Source organism: Alteromonas macleodii ATCC 27126, from assembly GCF_000172635.2.
GTDB lineage: Bacteria > Pseudomonadota > Gammaproteobacteria > Enterobacterales > Alteromonadaceae > Alteromonas > Alteromonas macleodii.
Genome location: NC_018632.1, coordinates 3410698 through 3426916 on the forward strand (window position 1 = coordinate 3410698; position 16219 = coordinate 3426916).

Below are 16219 nucleotides of genomic sequence, written 5' to 3' on the forward strand. Positions count from 1 at the left end.
CTTCCTTATCGCCGAACTATTAAGTCGCGTTGAAAAACAACCGATAAAAAGCAATCGCCCTAGGGCCTGTTGACCTTTGGTGTACATTCGCCTTGTCTAGATGGCACACAGACCGCTGCCAAATGTACAACAAAGGTCAACAGGCCCTAGGTTAGTCTCTTAATCTTTTAGTATGAAATGGTAATGTTTAGCTATCGCAATGGTGAATATTAAACTAATGTGACGTAGTAAGCGTAGGTATTAGCAAGTGTCCAGCAACGCTAACTCACAGGAGATGCGCTATGATCGACCGTCCAGTTACATTGCCAACGCCATTAAACGTACTCGTGTCGAAGTCACTAAGCTTATGTGAGCTTATATTACCCGTATGCGATGTGTTTTACCCCTTTGCTGCCATCTATGAAAACGGCCGAGTAGGTTGTATTTTCAACGACGAAACACAAGGTCAAAAGCGAGAGTCACAGCTTATCGAGCAGCTTCAGTGGCGAATTATCGATACCACCACCGACACAAACAGCTACAGCGTATTGGTTTATGCTGCGGCGGTTAATACCCAAGACAGTAAAACCCTCGACGCCATTGCCATAGCCACTGCTACACCAAATCATGAAGAGCGTTTGATTCTTTACCCTTATTACAAAGTTGATGATAAGGTAGTCATATCGCCACCAATTGATACGGTTACCCGGTGAAATTCGAGCGACTTTATATTTTAAACCGAGCAGAATTGCAGACACGTTAGTAATTTTAAAAACGTGTCTGCTTTCGTATCAGCTCAAACTTCTATTGAACGACGTATCTCGGCGTAGACCATAAACGGTCAATAATGAGGCCTTGGAAAGGTAGGCCGCTAGTAGGTGTGCAATACCTTTTACATTCGTTGTTACGATTAAAATTTTTTGTACTGTCATGGGCTGTCTTTGCTTGCCAAATCCCATTGGTCTGCTAGCATTCAGCCCAAAATTCATTAGCAAAATTAGGGATTAGTTATTATGTCTCGCGTTTTAATTATTGGTGCTGGCGGTGTTGCGTCGGTAACTGTGAAAAAATGTGCACGTTTACCGCAACATTTCGACGAAATTTACTTAGCAAGCCGCACGGTATCTAAGTGTGAAGCGCTACAGCAAGAAGTAGGTGCAGATCGCGTTAAGGGTGTTTTCGCTGTTGATGCTGACAACGCAAAAGAAGTGGAAGCACTTATCAACGAAGTAAAGCCAGACCTAGTAATCAACCTTGCGTTGCCATATCAAGACCTTCCAATCATGGATGCATGTCTTGCAACTAATACTGATTACCTAGACACCGCCAATTACGAGCCTAAAGACGAAGCGAAGTTTGAATACTCGTGGCAGTGGGCTTACCAAGACAAGTTTAAAGACGCGGGCATTATGGCCCTTCTTGGCAGTGGCTTTGATCCAGGTGTAACTAACGTTTACACAGCATATGCAGCTAAGCATTACTTCGACGAAATCCACTATCTTGATATCGTAGACTGTAATGGCGGCGATCACGGCCAGGCTTTCGCGACTAACTTCAACCCTGAAATCAACATTCGTGAGATTACCCAACGCGGTCGCTATTGGGAAAACGGCGAGTGGAAAGAAACCGATCCGTTAAGCGTACGTGAAGATCTGGACTATCAAAACATTGGTGTTCGCGCATCTTACCTGATGTTCCACGAAGAGCTAGAGTCTATTGTTAAGCACTTCCCTACCCTTAAGCGTGCACGCTTCTGGATGACCTTTGGCGATGCTTACCTTAACCACCTGCGTGTACTTGAAGGTATTGGTATGACTAGCATTGAGCCAGTTGAATTCCAAGGCCAGAAGATTGTACCACTAGAGTTCTTGAAAGCAGTACTTCCTAACCCAGGCTCACTTGCTGAAGGTTATAGCGGTATGACGTGCATTGGCACTTACATCACAGGCATTAAAGACGGCAAAGAAAAAACTATCTTTATCTATAACAACTGTGACCACGCGAAATGTAACGAAGAGGTAGGCGCGCAAGCAGTATCTTACACCACAGGTGTTCCTGCGATGATTGGCGCAGCGCTTATGCTTAACGGCACATGGAAAGAAGCAGGTGTATGGAACATGGAACAATTCGATCCAGACCCATTCATGGATATGCTTAACGAGCATGGTCTGCCATGGCACGTACTCGAATGTGAAGGTAGCCCTTTCACTAAATAATTGAAACATCAGGGCGCTTAATTCAAGCGCCCTTTTTTATTAACGCCACTATTTAAATCTAGATCAGATTACTGGAATGTAGGATACAGAGTAGTTTTGAGCTACGACCTGTAATGTAATACATTAGGCGTTTGATAAATGTTGAAAGCCGTTTTATTTTTTGGAGCTTTATCCCATTGACCGATTTAACTCAACGTACTGATATTCCCTCTCCTTGCTACGTGCTTGAAGAAGCAAAATTAATTAAAAACCTTGAGCTGATGAAACGGGTTCAAGACGAATCTGGCGCGCGTATTATCTTGGCGCTTAAAGGCTTTTCTATGTGGTCTTGCTTCGACATCATCAAACAGTACTTACACGGAGCAACGGCCAGTTCGGTTTGGGAAGCGAAACTTGCTGCAGAGATGGGTAAAGAAGTTCACGCATATTCTCCTGCGTACAAGGTTAATGACGCAAAGGAATTGGCGGGTCTTGTTAATCACCTGTCTTTTAATAGTTTGACCCAGTGGAACGCGCATAAAGACGTGCTAGCAGGCGTGTCGTTAGGCCTTCGCATAAACCCTGAGCATCAAGAAGCAGATACGCCACTGTACGACCCAGCTGCACCAGGTTCGCGCTTAGGCATACGTGCTAGTGAGCTAGAAGGCGCAGACTTATCGGGTATTGAAGGATTTCACTGCCACAACCTTTGTGAGTGTGATTCTTTTGCTACTGCACGCACGCTTGAAGCCATTGAAAAGCGTTTTGGCAAATGGCTTGGTCAATTAAAGTGGTTAAACCTAGGTGGCGGACACCTGATGACCCGTGAAGGGTATGATGTTGAGCACCTCATCAACACATTAAAAGACTTTAAAGCCCGTTACCCACACCTAGACGTAATTCTTGAGCCAGGGTCTGCGGTAGCATGGCAGACAGGGCCATTAATTTGCGAAGTGGTTGATATGGTAGAAAATGACGGAGATATCGCTATTCTAGACATTTCAGCTACTGCACATATGCCAGATGTACTGGAAATGCCTTATCGACCTACAATTTTGAGCGCGGGTATGCCTGATGAAAAAGCATATAATGTGAAGCTAGGTGGCAATTCGTGCCTTGCTGGCGATGTCATTGATACCTACTCATTCGATGCGCCGCTTAAGGCCGGCGATCGATTACAGTTTGAGGATATGATGCATTACACCATGGTAAAAACCACCTTCTTCAACGGTGTAGAGCATCCTGCTATCGGCATCCTGCGTTCTAACGGCGATTTCGAACTAGTTCGCGAATTTAGCTACGAAGACTTTAAAGGTCGTTTGTCTTAATTAGCTTTTTTGTAATTGGCTAATTGTTCATAAGCCTTTTTACGGGCAAGCTGTTTGATTAAACAAACAGCTTGCTAATTTACACGGCTCACACAGTAAATTCCCTACTATCTGATTCACCTTAATCAATGAACCCCTCATTTTTCTCAGGTTAATATTAAACCCAAATATGAGTTAATAGTCACCAGAGAAGACTGATGCGAACACTAAGTAGTTTTAGATAACTACTTAAGAAAATAACGCCCTCTTCATCAGCTTAAAATTCACCTTCCAATTTGTCTTAATTTTATGCTTTAGCGCGCTTTTTCTACTGACTTTGGGATCTTCAACGTTTGCAATAACGTCTTCAAGGGCTGCAGGGTGTAAATTAAAATCTTCAACCCTTTCTTTTGGAACATTTCCATAGCCTTTATATTCATTCACCTTGTTTTCAAAATGAATAATCGACATCCACATTCGCTTTCCTCTGACAGGCGTCAGTTCTTTTACACCACTCCAATATCCGTGCCTTTCTTGACACCAGATGGTTTTAAAATCTTCACTTTTTTCAATTAAACTCATAAACGGATTATGCACATGTGAGTGCAGGCCTAGCCTTACACGAGGCGCTACCTGCAGCGTATATCCGTCAACAAAGTCAATTGCCATAAAAGATTGCTCTGAAAATTGATTCTGTACTTCTTTAACGAAGTCTTGGTGAAGGCTATCATCGTTATCAAGCCTCGTCGTAATAAGAAAGGGGGCTGTTAATCTGGACGCTATTTCTTTTTTTATAGACGGGTAAAAGTTTTCCATTCCGTCTGCGTAAATAGGGATAAAATTGGAGAATTTTGAAGCTAGCTCGTTTATTTTTTCGCGATAAATTTCTGGTGTATTCGTATCGAAAAATACTAGCCATTCAAAGTTTTTTACCGTTTGAGATTTTATAGACGAATAACAGTACTGCTCAAACAGCTTCAATCTGTTTTCCATCCAGCTATCAGTTAAAACTTTGGATTGAGATTTGGTCTCATCCCAACCTTTTTTTCGAAGATTAAAGCGCGTTAATATGAAATGCTGAAACATGATAATGCCGTTGAATATAAGAAAATGAATTTACAAAGAAAAAGAATGCAAAAGGAATATTGAAATAATACCAATAAAAACTATTCTTTTACGAAATTTTTTCTTTTTCTTTGTTAACTAAGACCCACAAAACGTTGATTCGCTCACATTATTTCCTGAAAAAGGAAAAACTGAATTGATTTCAGGTCAGAGCGAGGCCTTAGCATTCAAGTAAACAACGTAGGAATTCATCGCGCATTGATTTTTATGGCGGCGCGATGGGGTTAGTGGCTATACAACTCCACTTCCCGACGCCGCCTCAGATTTGTCTATCTCACCTTCAGCCAACACTTCGTCATCTAACTCAATTTTAAATGACGTTCCTGCTTTTCCATGCAGGCTATAACGAAAGCCGTACATTTCGCCTTCATTAAGAGAAACTTCCGCAAAGGTATTAGGGTGGATTAAGTCGTAAACACCTGAGTCGTTAGCTTGAGAAAATATATCAACTAACCATTTTCCTTCTGACATGGTGATTTTGAGTGTTTTTGTCATATGAGCCTCCATAAACCTCAGTCCTTTTTGAACTGAGCAGTTGACGTGGATTACACTCTTTTGTATTTATTCCAAGGCCCTTAAGATCAACAACGTGTTTACGCTTTTGCGTCTAGCCCAGCTTGATAAAGCGCATTCTTTTTCAAGTCATAGTGAGTGGCGACCACCGCCGCGGCCTTTTTAAGCGGCATGTGCTCACACAAAACACTTAGCAACGACATTGCCTCACTGGGTATCGCCTGGTCACTTACCTTCGCGGGACCAATCATGACGACGAATTCGCCTTTCTGGTGCGCAACATCCGCATTGAGATAATCAATTACATCTTGCGCGCTGCCACTCACGTAGGTTTCGAAGGTTTTGGATAGCTCTTTCGCTACAACAATCTGGCGTTCGCCTAAAACGCGCTGTATATCAGTAACGGTGTCTAAAATTCGTCGTGGGGCTTCATAGTAAACTGTGGTGAACGTTCGATCTATTAGCGCTGACAACACGCTTTCACGTGCCTGCACTTTAACCGGTAGGAATCCTTCAAAAATAAACTTGTCTGTCGGCAGTCCCGACGCGCTTAATGCTGTTATTGCAGCACATGGGCCCGGCAGAGCGCTAACCGGAATACCTTGCTCACGGCACTTGCGTACCAAAACAAAGCCCGGGTCGCTGATTAACGGCGTTCCAGCATCACTTATTAATGCTACCGACTCGCCGCCCTTTAAACGCTCACAAAGCATTGCTGTGCGCTTATCTTCGTTATGCTCGTGCAGAGAAAGAGTTTTCGTTCCAATGCTAAAGTGCTGTAAGAGTCGAGCGCTGTGACGGGTGTCCTCGGCAGCGATCCAGCTTACTTCACTTAATACGCGTATTGCTCTGGCACTTATGTCGTCTAAATTACCGATAGGTGTTGGAACAATATATAAGGTGGCGGTGTCTGTCATAACAGTGATTAAGTCTTACGTTAATTTTGAAGAATATGCGATAAGTGTATCACGCCATTAGTCCAGATTATGCTGGCAAGCGTAGATTTTCACACTGGTTAAGATAAACTTGGCCTATAACGATGTAAAAGGAATGAAACTGTGCGTCATATTGGACAAGCTGGAAAAATCTTTACGCTATCAGCCGTCGCTTCTGTATTGGTGCTAACGGGCTGTGGAAGTACACCTAAAACCCAGTCAAAGCCTGTGGTAGTGGAACCTACCCCAATTGAAACCACACAGGTTGAAGATAACGTCACGCCTGAGCACAAACTCCTTGAAGCAAAAAAAGTATGGGAGCGCACCCGCAACAAAGAACAGCGCGATACGCTGTTGCTGCAAGCGGCTGACCTGTACCTTCAAAATCAACAGCCCGTTTTGGCTCAGCAAGTGCTATATGAGGTAAAAGAAGACGGTATTTCAGGTGTAAATCAATCTTATTACGCCCTTCTGGTAACCAAAGCCTATGCGGGAATGCCTGATGCCTCGGCAGAAGAATTGCTGGCTATGTTGGATGGCGTAACCGGTACAGGCGAAACCGCATTCCAAAAAGCGGAGCTTCAAACCCAGCTCTTCACGCAGCAAGGCAACCTGGCTGCGGCAGCGAATAGCGTATTAAAGACCAATCTTACTGACGATGAAAAAGTGCAACAAGTTTGGCAGTGGATTACCTCCATTCCTGCATCGTCACTAGATTCAGTAGGCAGTGCTTATCCCGACCTTTCTCCTTTCATTACTCTTCGCGAACTAACCGAAGAAAACGCGTCGTCACCGGAAAAATTAGCCAAAAGCCTGCAGCAATTTAAGCAGGTTTATCGCGGTCATGTATTAGAAAACGCTTTGCCTGAAAACGTAATTGAAGCAACCCAGCTTACCGATGCTGGCGCCAACGATATTGCGGTTTTACTACCACTTTCTGGCAGGTTAGCTCGCACAGGACAAGTAGTTAAAAATGGCATCATGGCGGCTTATTACACCGATGTTGAAAAGCGCCAAGATGAACACCTTCTACCTCGTCTTCGTTTTATCGACACCAACGAAGTAGATACACAGCATTTACTCAGCGAAATTGGCGATACCAAGTTCATCATTGGCCCTCTTTTAAAAGACACTGTTGAACGTTTAATTCCCAGTTTGCCGCTTGGTGTGAACGTACTTGCATTAAATAGGCCTGACGAATTGCCAGACAATGCGTCTGCTAAAGGGTTGGCAACAGGATCGTCAAATCCGGCGATAGCCGATGATGCTCTTGCCTCTGGTACAGGTCTCGCAGGTGATGACACACAAAATGAACTCCACTCATTAGGCTTGCCTACCTCGCTGAATTATTACGGGCTAGCACCAGAAGATGAAGCAAAGCAGCTTGCTGAATTTATCTTTAATAAAGGATATCGTGCGCCTATCGTTATTGCCGCACAAAGCAGTCTGTACCAGCGAATGGACGACACCTTTAAAAAGCACTGGCGAATACTCAACAATCAGGAAAACAAGCAGCGCGCCAACATAACGTCGGTATCGTTTAACGACAGTAATTCACTTCGAGAGGGAATTACACAGGCGCTAGATGTGGCGCAAAGCAACGAGCGTATCAATCAAATTGAGTACATGACAAATGATGAAGTGTACAACATGCCTCGCAGTAGGCGTGATATTGATGCCATTGTTGCATTTGCCTCACCTCAAGACACAGAACTGCTTAACCCCATTATCGAAGCGAGCTTAAACCCTTACGATGGCAAACAAGTCCCCGTGTATGCCACCTCTCGTTCAATGGATTACGACAGCGGGAAAAACCAATGGCGTGACCTGCAGAATGTGCACTTTATCGACATGCCTTGGTTAATGCCTTCACATAGTTGGCAACCTCTTCAGCAGGAGGTTGAACAGGCTTGGCAAAATCAAAATACTATGCAAAAACGTTTATTTGCGTTCGGTTTTGATGCCTATCAGTTGTTGCCTCAGCTAGGCATGCTTAACACGCTGAAGTATCTTTCACACGAAGGGTTAACGGGTACACTTTCCCTTAATCAACAAGGTGAAGTAATACGCAAACAGCCTCAGGCAATTATTCGTAACGAAAAAGTTCAAATGCTTTCGGAGTAAAATTATGTCAACACTGCAAGGGAGTGCAGCAGAAGACAAGGCCTGTAAATATCTTATGGAACAAGGCCTTACCCTTCGATGTCGAAATTACCGCACTCGGCGTGGCGAGCTCGACATTGTAATGCAAGACGGCAGCACCATAGTGTGCGTTGAAGTTAAATACCGAAGACGAAATCAGTTTGGCAGTGCTCTAGAGTTTGTGACTGCCAAAAAGCTCCAGCGAATTCAGGCTGCGTTTGATTTCTATTTGTTAGATAATGGCTTAAATCCAGCGTCTACTTCTCTGCGAATAGACGTTGTTGCCATAGACGGAGACAACCTTCAGTGGTTGAAGAACGTGGGCTAAAGACTGACAATATCCAGCTTTTAAACTGATGTCCCCCAAAGAGGGCTAGAAGCGTACGCCAACGATGGGCGTGGCCGATATTGATGAAAATGTCTTTATGTCAGAAGTATTCCGTTTGTTTTATCTTATGATTTGCAACCCTTCATCGGTTTGATGAAAGTTTCTTAGGTTCCCACAAATAATGAGTCATCCCAACAACAAGGTTTCGTCCAGCAGCGTTGATAACCAAGAAATAGAGCTAATAGTCGGCAACTCCAGCTCTAATTTTTCTGGCGTAACGTCTACGATGCTGCAAGTAACATCGCTACAGAAGCATATGATTAATTTGCGGATAATGGGCAAGCATTTTGTTCCAGACCCATCAATGACTATTACTTTTTGGGAGGTCGCAAAAATGTGTCGACGCCCGCTTAGTAATGGTAAGTGGCGAATTTTTCATGCGCGTCGCGTTGACGAGATGATTCAGGGTGTGATCCTCAAATACGTGTTTCGCGCCAAGATAAAGCTTGTATTTAGCTCTGCCGCTCAGCGAAAGCGTTCGGCTTCTACGGTGTGGTTAAGCAATAAAATGGATGCGGTTATTGCAATGGGTAATCGCTCTGCAAAATATCTAAATAAGCCCCCCGCCAAGATAAATCTACACGGTGTGCAAATAGACAACTACACGCCAGCAGAAAACAAGCAAGAAGCATGGCAAGCATTAGGCTACGGCGGCAAGTACGGCATTGGTATTCTGGGCAGAGTTAGAGAGCAAAAAGGCGTTCATCTATTTGTTGAAGCGTGCATCAAAGTATTGCCCAAATACCCTGACGTGAACGCAGTAGTTGTAGGTGCCATATCCTCGAGTAACCAAGAATTTGTAAACGAGCTTAAAGAAAAAGTTTCTAGAGCCGGGTTAACTGACCGAATTGTTTTCACCGGTGAATTGCCGTTTGAGCAAATTCCTAGAATCTTCAGTGCACTGTCATTAGTAAGTGCACTTAGCTATAACGAAGGGTTTGGATTAACTGTACCTGAAGCCATGAGTGCTGGAGCTGCGGTATTAGCTACTCAGGCGGGCGCATGGGAAGACATCATTAGGCCAGGCGTTGATGGGTATATTGTACCTACCAAAGATCAGCAAGCTGTTACAGAAAAGATGGATTTGCTGCTTTCGGATATGGACAAACTTGCAGAAATGGGCAAAGCCGGGCGCGAACACGTTGTGAAAAATTTTAAAGTTGAAGATGAAGCAAGAAACTTGGTTGAGTTTTTTCGCACGCTTCAATAGAAAATGCGGGTTGATTATCGCGAGCGATAAACGTTAGGCCTTTTTCTCTCGCGCTGAGGCCACAGTTTAAACCTCTGACTTTCAGATACTGGCCATTACAAAAATCAAGGCGCTGTAATGCAGCGCAAAAAATTTCACTAAATGGTCTGCCATTTGGTGAAAACAAAGAGATGACACATGATTGAACAGATAAAAGCGAATTTTACCGAGAGCATACAAACCAAAATAGCGGCATCGGAAATATTGCCAGAGCATATTGAGAAAGCGGCGTACATGATCGTTGAAGCCTTAATTAGAGGTAATAAAGTACTGAGCTGTGGTAATGGCGGGTCTGCAGGTGATGCGCAACATTTTGCTTCCAACATGCTCAATCGCTACGAGCGCGACCGTCCCAGCTTACCGGCAATCGCATTAAGCACAGACACCTCAACCCTGACGTCTATTGCGAATGACTATAACTTCGAAGAAATATTTGCGAAGCAAGTACGAGCGCTCGGCCAACCCGGAGATATACTGTTGGCTATTTCAACCAGTGGTAACTCTCGTAACGTCATAGCAGCGATGGAAGCGGCATTATCTCGCGATATGACCATTGTCGCGCTTACTGGCAAAGACGGCGGTGAAATGGCGGGCTTTTTAAGTGAACATGATGTTGAAATTCGCGTACCGTCAAACCGCACTTCGCGTATTCAAGAAGTTCATTTACTGGTAATTCACAATTTATGTGAATGCATTGACGACAGCTTATTCCCTGCCGATCACGGCGACGAGTAGTAAAGAGGACACAAGTGAAAAATTTGGGACTACTGGGTTCTTTATTAGCCCTAATTCTTACATTACAAGGGTGTGTAGTGGCCGTTGGAGCTGCAGGCGCTATGGCTGCGAAAGTGGCTAATGACAGACGTACTGTGGGCACGCAGCTTGATGACCAAAATGCCGATGCTGCGGTGTCGTATCAATGGTCGAAAAGCGATGCGCTTAAAGAGCAGGCTAACCTGCAAGTGGATGTTTATAACGGTGTAGCGTTGCTAACCGGGCAAGCGCCAAACCAAGGCTTAGTTGACGAAGCTGTGCGCCGCGCCCAAGAAGTAAGCTATATCAAAAAAATTCACAACCAAATTAGAATTGGCGAGGCGATAGGTGCAGGCACACAAGCCAACGACCTGTGGTTAGCGTCAAAAGTGCGTACTAAAATTGTGGCAGACGAACGAGTGCCTGCTCTACAAGTTAAGGTAGTGGTTCAAGATTCAGAAGTATTCCTGATGGGTCGGTTAACCAATTTAGAAGCCACAGCCGCTGTAGATATTGCTCGCAATATTACGGGTGTCGCGCGCGTAGTTAGAGCCTTTGAAATTGTTCAATAGAGAGTTCGCCACTGCCCTTTTGGTTGCAGGGGCACTCTTTATGGAAATTTTAGACGCCACGGTTATCACCACGGCGTTACCTGTCATTGCTGCCGACTTCAATGTGCCGGCAGCCCACCTATCTATTGGAGTATCGGCATACTTAGTAGCCGTAACACTTTTTATTCCATTAAGTGGTTACGCCGCCGATAAATTTGGCGCTCGCACTATATTTGTAGCAGCGATTGCCGTATTTACTTTTGCCTCGGTGCTTTGTGGTCTGAGTACCAGCTTATTCGAATTTACCTTATCTCGAATTCTTCAAGGTTTAGGCGGGGCAATGATGGTTCCCGTGGGAAGATTAGTAGTTCTGCGGGACTTGCCAAAGGAAAAGCTGGTAAAAACCGTGGCCATTATAACCTGGCCTGCGTTAAGCGCACCGCTACTAGGCCCTGTGCTAGGCGGTTACATCGCCACTCATTTCAGCTGGCAGTGGATTTTTTATATGAATATTCCACTGGGCATAATCGCTATCATCGCGTCACTGTATCTCCTTAAAAACATTAAAGGCAATGTAGGTAAATTCGATATTAAAGGCTTTTTGCTCACCGGTATCGGCTTTGCGCTATTTATGGCGGGGATCGAGTTTTTAGCGAGTACCAGCGACAAGCTTATTCGACCACTTGGCATCATCGCTATTGGCTTAGTACTCATGGTATTGGCAGTCAAACACGTAAAAACGGCCAAGAACCCACTATTTTCTTTCGATGCGATGCAACACAAAACCTTCCGGCTTACTGTGTTTGGCGGCTCTGTTATGCGTGTCGCACTTGGCAGTGCACCGTTTCTTGTGCCACTCATGCTCCAGCTTGGATTAGGTTACTCACCTGTAGAAGCCGGCTCACTGTTGCTGTGGCTGTTTGCTGGAAACTTAGCGATAAAGCCAGCGACAACGTGGATCATGAATACCTTCGGCTTCAAACGCGTGCTTGTAGTAAACGGCGTGCTCATCGCCCTTGGTTTTGTGGCGCTCGCGATGATAAATCACTCCACATCGTCATTTACTATTGCCGTTATTTTATTTGTTAACGGTATTACTCGCTCAATGCACTTAACGTTAATAAACACCATTGCTTTTGCCGACGTACCACCCAATAAAATGCGAGACGCAAACACGCTAGGCGCCATTTTAATGCAAATGAACCGCGGTCTTGGCATTACCCTTTCTGCGCTTGCTATCGCTGCTGCAGCATTCATTCTTGGACAAAGCGCCAATATGCCAAACCTACAAACGTTTACGCTATCTATGATGTTTATGGCCGCAGTAGCACTTGTCAGCATTTACGATAGCTTAATGCTGTCTAAGGAAGATGGTGATTCAGTGTTAAACAAACGAAAAGCGAAAAAAGCACGACAGACTTAGTTCATAGGCTTCATTAAGTGAACTGATGACAATTGTCATACGCGATTGGTGACGTTTGTGACTAACGCAATCTGAGGTACCTCGGCATACTTTACCTATAGACATTACAACATCAGGTAAAGCTCATGGAACAAGTATCTCACGCTTCGTCAATAACTCCCGCTCAGAATGCTTCCATCCCGTTGGAACAGCAGCGCGAAGATTTTAAAAAGAACCGATTCATTGCCATGCCGCTGGCAGGCACTGTTGTTTGGGCTCTGCTTGGTATCAGCGCTCCTTTTGTATCTGAATTAACCATAACCTGGTTGCTGTATATCGGCACAGGTGCCATCTTCTACCTCGGTGCAGGTCTCTCCTACCTCACCGGCGAGCGATTTTTTGCCAAGAAGGCAGCAAAGAACAGTTTTGATCGTCTTTTCTTCGTTGGCATGATCATGAGCCTAATGGTATTTGCCATTGCGCTTCCCGTTGCAGCCATCGACCACACCACCGTTCCATTGAGTATTGGCATTCTCGCAGGCCTGATGTGGATGCCTTTATCATGGGCTATCGAACACTGGATAGGCTACTTTCACACGCTAACCAGAACCTTCGGCATTGTCGCCGCCTGGTACTTGTTTCCCGATGCACGGGTAGAGGCAATATCGGCTGTGATTGTCGCTGTCTACATTGTGTCATTAATCACCCTTGAACGCCGTTTTCAATCAATCAAATCTAACTAATTTCACTTTAACTAAGAAGGAATGCATTATGACTTATTTACTTTTAGCAGTTGCAGTTATCACCGAAGTTACCGCTACCATGCTGCTTAAAATGTCGAACGGATGGGAGAAGTGGGCTTTTGGGTACGGCGCTATCTTTTTCTACGCGATATCTGGGATGCTGTTTGCCATGGTCTTAAAGAATATGGGAATTGGGGTCGCCTACGCCATTTGGTCGGGTATGGGAATCGCACTTATCACTGCTGCTTCGGTGGTATTTTGGAAACAAACTTTCGACATTTATGCCGTGCTGGGTATTATGTTGATTATCTCTGGTACGCTGCTAATTACTAGCAAGTCTGCCGTTGTATTTCAGTAGGGACGAAGTACTCACAATGCTCAGCAATAAAAGCATACAAGATAGTTACAGCGCGGTGCCTGCCGTCAAAAACGAGAGCACCGCGCCTGACATGCCCCTTTTGGCAAGTGGACGGAAAAAGCGCTGGTCTCACGGAAGCTTGTTTTTTTCACTGTTCTTCTTTGTTCCACTCATTATTTCCCGTCCTCTTCCCATCGAAACATGGGTACTTCAAACCCTGGGATACCTTAGCTTTGTCATTCTTTACATTAAAGCCATAAACCAGCCTGTTAAAACACTGCCCACTTATTTGCTACTCATGTTTCTACTTTCGGTAGCATGCAGCTTTCAAAACCCTGGTGGCGCAACCATTATCGGCTTTATTGCTTTTATCGTAGGTTATTACAATTCGCTCAAGACAGGCATAATGAGCATAGGCGTGATGATGCTGGTACTCGTGTCACTGCACATTACCGTATTTAATAACGCACATTTTCTTTTAAGTGCTTCGTTGCTCAACAGCTTAGTGCTATTCGGGTTTGGTGTTATGGAGCGCAAAGAAACGCTCCATAGTCTGAAAGAGAGCCAGCAAGCCGAAGCACTACGAGTATTGTCTGCGATCGCTGAACGTGAGCGAATAGGCAGAGACTTACATGATGTTGCGGGTCACGCACTCAGCTCTATTTCGTTAAAGGCACAACTGGCCGATAAACTCATAAGCAAAGATAAGATTGAAGACGCGCATCGCGAGGTGAAAGCGCTGGCACAGCTTTCTCAAGCGCTACTGAGTGATATTCGTCAAGCAGTGTCAGATATCAAGCAGCTTTCTCTTAGCGATGAAATAGCAAAAGACAAATCACTGTTAGAAGAAAACGGCTTTAATGTTACAACCGATATTGAAGGCGGCGCTGAAGCACGTTTAAGCGCTAAACAAGAAAGCCAGCTTGCGCTTATTATCAAAGAGCTGACAACCAATACCTTACGCTATTCAAACGGTAACGCGGTATCCCTTGATCTTGAAGTTAATGAGCAAACCGTGAAAATGACCTATAAAGATCATGGCGTAGTTGAGAACACCGCATCAATTAAAGAAGGAAACGGATTAATGGGAATTAGAGAACGCGCGGCGTCTATTCATGCGGATGTGGACATTTCTTTCCTTCCCCACCCTATTGTCAGGGTTCAGCTTACTGCCGAGCAATCTTTGTCACATAAGGCTTCCCTATGAACTCAAAAGCGCCAACTACCATTTTGATTGTTGAAGATCAGTCGCTGGTTCGCGATGCCATTGCCATGCTTCTGTCATTAGAAGACGACTTAACCATTGTTGAAAAGTGCAGTAATGGAAAGGAAGCCATTGATTATTTAAATGATAACCCTGCACCACACATTATTTTGAGCGATATTGAAATGCCGCTGGTTTCAGGGCTAGATCTAGCCGCCCACATTGCAAAGCAAAATCTCAATACCAAGGTGGTATTAATGACTACCTTTTCTAAACCAGGCTACATCAAGCGTGCATTAAGTTTAGGGGTTAAGGGTTTTATATTGAAAGAGTCTGACAGCGACTACCTGATAGATGCCATTCACAAAGTCTCTGCGGGAGAAAAGGTAATTTCGACTGAGCTCGCCATCATGGCTCTTGACGACAACAATCCACTGTCGCAAAAAGAAATGTCCGCACTAAAACTTGCTTCAGAAGGGCTTAAAACCCAAGGCATTGCTCAATCACTGTTTTTATCTGAAGGTACGGTAAGAAACTACCTCTCTGAGGCTATTTCAAAGCTCGATGCGACCAACCGCGTAGATGCTGCTCGCATAGCTAAACAAAAAGGTTGGCTATAATAAAGGCTTAAAACCACGTCGTAGCAATTGCTGTAGACGTCGGTATATTTAGCTTTTCAGACAAACCGGTAAGCACGCGTTCGGGACCGTATACGATACCTTGCTGTTTAGCGGTCCATACGCAGGTTAAAATACTCGTACCTTTGCGTAATTCACACTGCCACTTAGCGGTCGTTTCAGCGAGCCGTTCGTAGTCATCTTCTATTTCCCAACCTCCGTCTACATGGTCTACGATAAGTTGTTCAAATTGAGCGAACGGAATAGGTTGAATGATTACCCATTCGTTTTTCTTAAACTTTTTTTCTAACCGCGATTTTTTAAAACTGGTAAACAATCCCACGCTCCATCTCCGTATGATTGAAAGGCCCTACTTACTACAAAAGCACGTCTTCTATTTCGACACCGTTCCCATAATCTGCCCTGAAGGTGTTGGACAAGAACACGATGTTCCAACCATTTCACTATTTGACGTTGGGCACGCGCCATACTCACCGTTTCCGCTATAACGACATTGGTTACCAAATTCAGGTTTAGCAACTACAACCTTGCCGTTTTTCTTCGCGTTTATATCTTCATCGTCGGGTAAATACACCGTGTAGGTACACCCTGACAAAAGCATATTAACAACAAGAAAACCAATACCGTAAAGTGCTTTCACTTTCATAAATAGTTGCTGGGCATTTTTAGAACAGTTTTAAAACTATGCTAATAATGAAGATAAAACAAGAAAAAATAAGCAAAAAAAAGCCAGTCTT

The 16219-nt window shown here is 44.4% G+C and carries 18 protein-coding genes; 13 read left to right on the plus strand and 5 right to left on the minus strand.

Annotation, left to right across the window (positions count from 1 at the left end; all coding sequences use genetic code 11):
• Window positions 1-281: 281 nt before the first annotated feature.
• From MASE_RS14620 to nspC, 3 genes are all read left to right on the plus strand, one after another.
• Window positions 282-692, plus strand: a complete 411-nt coding sequence (locus MASE_RS14620; protein WP_014950513.1) for a hypothetical protein — start codon at window positions 282-284, stop codon at window positions 690-692.
• A gap of 300 nt (window positions 693-992) precedes the next feature.
• Entirely contained in the window at window positions 993-2195 is a 1203-nt protein-coding gene (locus MASE_RS14625; protein ID WP_014950514.1) for a saccharopine dehydrogenase family protein, read from the plus strand.
• 176 nt (window positions 2196-2371) lie between these two features.
• Window positions 2372-3502: a carboxynorspermidine decarboxylase gene (nspC, locus tag MASE_RS14630; RefSeq protein WP_041693832.1), complete on the plus strand. Its 1131-nt coding sequence runs from the start codon at window positions 2372-2374 to the stop codon at window positions 3500-3502.
• A 228-nt stretch (window positions 3503-3730) separates the two neighbouring features.
• Here the strand turns inward: nspC and MASE_RS14635 are convergent, their stop codons facing one another.
• The 3 genes from MASE_RS14635 to rsmI all read right to left on the minus strand — a co-directional run bounded on the left by MASE_RS14635 (window position 3731) and on the right by rsmI (window position 6036).
• Window positions 3731-4567, minus strand: coding sequence for a glycosyltransferase (locus tag MASE_RS14635; protein WP_014950516.1), 837 nt, complete (start codon window positions 4565-4567; stop codon window positions 3731-3733).
• Window positions 4568-4837: 270 nt separating this feature from the next.
• Window positions 4838-5101: a hypothetical protein gene (locus MASE_RS14640; RefSeq protein WP_014950517.1), complete on the minus strand. Its 264-nt coding sequence runs from the start codon at window positions 5099-5101 to the stop codon at window positions 4838-4840.
• Between the two features lie 98 nt (window positions 5102-5199).
• Window positions 5200-6036 carry a 16S rRNA (cytidine(1402)-2'-O)-methyltransferase gene (gene rsmI, locus MASE_RS14645; RefSeq protein ID WP_014950518.1) on the minus strand — a complete coding sequence of 279 codons (837 nt, stop codon included), beginning with the start codon at window positions 6034-6036 and terminating at the stop codon, window positions 5200-5202.
• A 141-nt stretch (window positions 6037-6177) separates the two neighbouring features.
• Here rsmI and MASE_RS14650 point away from each other — a divergent pair, with 141 nt between their 5' ends.
• The 10 genes from MASE_RS14650 to MASE_RS14695 all read left to right on the plus strand — a co-directional run bounded on the left by MASE_RS14650 (window position 6178) and on the right by MASE_RS14695 (window position 15464).
• Entirely contained in the window at window positions 6178-8178 is a 2001-nt protein-coding gene (locus tag MASE_RS14650; RefSeq protein ID WP_014950519.1) for a penicillin-binding protein activator, read from the plus strand.
• A 4-nt stretch (window positions 8179-8182) separates the two neighbouring features.
• Window positions 8183-8524 (plus strand): YraN family protein, encoded by a 342-nt coding sequence (locus tag MASE_RS14655; RefSeq protein WP_014950520.1) that lies wholly within the window; start codon window positions 8183-8185, stop codon window positions 8522-8524.
• A gap of 181 nt (window positions 8525-8705) precedes the next feature.
• Window positions 8706-9794 (plus strand): glycosyltransferase family 4 protein, encoded by a 1089-nt coding sequence (locus tag MASE_RS14660; RefSeq protein WP_014950521.1) that lies wholly within the window; start codon window positions 8706-8708, stop codon window positions 9792-9794.
• Window positions 9795-9971: 177 nt separating this feature from the next.
• Entirely contained in the window at window positions 9972-10568 is a 597-nt protein-coding gene (locus MASE_RS14665; protein WP_014950522.1) for a phosphoheptose isomerase, read from the plus strand.
• A gap of 14 nt (window positions 10569-10582) precedes the next feature.
• Complete coding sequence (locus MASE_RS14670; RefSeq protein ID WP_014950523.1) at window positions 10583-11158, plus strand: BON domain-containing protein; 576 nt, start codon at window positions 10583-10585, stop codon at window positions 11156-11158.
• Window positions 11159-11177: 19 nt separating this feature from the next.
• Entirely contained in the window at window positions 11178-12560 is a 1383-nt protein-coding gene (locus MASE_RS14675) for an MFS transporter (protein WP_331284381.1), read from the plus strand.
• A 125-nt stretch (window positions 12561-12685) separates the two neighbouring features.
• Complete coding sequence (locus MASE_RS14680) at window positions 12686-13282, plus strand: DUF7010 family protein (protein ID WP_014950525.1); 597 nt, start codon at window positions 12686-12688, stop codon at window positions 13280-13282.
• Window positions 13283-13310: 28 nt separating this feature from the next.
• On the plus strand, window positions 13311-13640 hold the full coding sequence (locus MASE_RS14685; RefSeq protein WP_014950526.1) for a DMT family transporter: 330 nt from the start codon (window positions 13311-13313) through the stop codon (window positions 13638-13640).
• Between the two features lie 16 nt (window positions 13641-13656).
• A complete protein-coding gene (locus MASE_RS14690) occupies window positions 13657-14847 on the plus strand; it encodes a sensor histidine kinase (protein ID WP_014950527.1) in 1191 nt (396 codons plus the stop codon).
• The gene (locus tag MASE_RS14695) at window positions 14844-15464 is read left to right on the plus strand and encodes a response regulator transcription factor (RefSeq protein ID WP_014950528.1); all 621 of its coding nucleotides are present in this window, start codon (window positions 14844-14846) and stop codon (window positions 15462-15464) included. The genes MASE_RS14690 and MASE_RS14695 overlap by 4 nt, the downstream gene beginning before the upstream one ends.
• Window positions 15465-15471: 7 nt before the next feature.
• Here the strand turns inward: MASE_RS14695 and MASE_RS14700 are convergent, their stop codons facing one another.
• Window positions 15472-15804, minus strand: a complete 333-nt coding sequence (locus tag MASE_RS14700) for a hypothetical protein (protein WP_014950529.1) — start codon at window positions 15802-15804, stop codon at window positions 15472-15474.
• 51 nt (window positions 15805-15855) lie between these two features.
• The gene (locus MASE_RS14705; RefSeq protein WP_014950530.1) at window positions 15856-16128 is read right to left on the minus strand and encodes a hypothetical protein; all 273 of its coding nucleotides are present in this window, start codon (window positions 16126-16128) and stop codon (window positions 15856-15858) included.
• Between the last annotated feature and the right edge of the window lie 91 nt (window positions 16129-16219).

What these genes read in the sequence shown, in the direction of transcription:
- MASE_RS14620 (WP_014950513.1), top strand. Translation starts at nt 282, where the DNA reads ATGATCGACCGTCCAGTTACATTGCCAACGCCATTAAACGTACTCGTG.
- MASE_RS14625 (WP_014950514.1), top strand. Translation starts at nt 993, where the DNA reads ATGTCTCGCGTTTTAATTATTGGTGCTGGCGGTGTTGCGTCGGTAACT.
- MASE_RS14635 (WP_014950516.1), bottom strand. Translation starts at nt 4,567, where the DNA reads ATGTTTCAGCATTTCATATTAACGCGCTTTAATCTTCGAAAAAAAGGT.
- MASE_RS14640 (WP_014950517.1), bottom strand. Translation starts at nt 5,101, where the DNA reads ATGACAAAAACACTCAAAATCACCATGTCAGAAGGAAAATGGTTAGTT.
- rsmI (WP_014950518.1), bottom strand. Translation starts at nt 6,036, where the DNA reads ATGACAGACACCGCCACCTTATATATTGTTCCAACACCTATCGGTAAT.
- MASE_RS14655 (WP_014950520.1), top strand. Translation starts at nt 8,183, where the DNA reads ATGTCAACACTGCAAGGGAGTGCAGCAGAAGACAAGGCCTGTAAATAT.
- MASE_RS14660 (WP_014950521.1), top strand. Translation starts at nt 8,706, where the DNA reads ATGAGTCATCCCAACAACAAGGTTTCGTCCAGCAGCGTTGATAACCAA.
- MASE_RS14665 (WP_014950522.1), top strand. Translation starts at nt 9,972, where the DNA reads ATGATTGAACAGATAAAAGCGAATTTTACCGAGAGCATACAAACCAAA.
- MASE_RS14680 (WP_014950525.1), top strand. Translation starts at nt 12,686, where the DNA reads ATGGAACAAGTATCTCACGCTTCGTCAATAACTCCCGCTCAGAATGCT.
- MASE_RS14685 (WP_014950526.1), top strand. Translation starts at nt 13,311, where the DNA reads ATGACTTATTTACTTTTAGCAGTTGCAGTTATCACCGAAGTTACCGCT.
- MASE_RS14690 (WP_014950527.1), top strand. Translation starts at nt 13,657, where the DNA reads ATGCTCAGCAATAAAAGCATACAAGATAGTTACAGCGCGGTGCCTGCC.
- MASE_RS14695 (WP_014950528.1), top strand. Translation starts at nt 14,844, where the DNA reads ATGAACTCAAAAGCGCCAACTACCATTTTGATTGTTGAAGATCAGTCG.
- MASE_RS14705 (WP_014950530.1), bottom strand. Translation starts at nt 16,128, where the DNA reads ATGAAAGTGAAAGCACTTTACGGTATTGGTTTTCTTGTTGTTAATATG.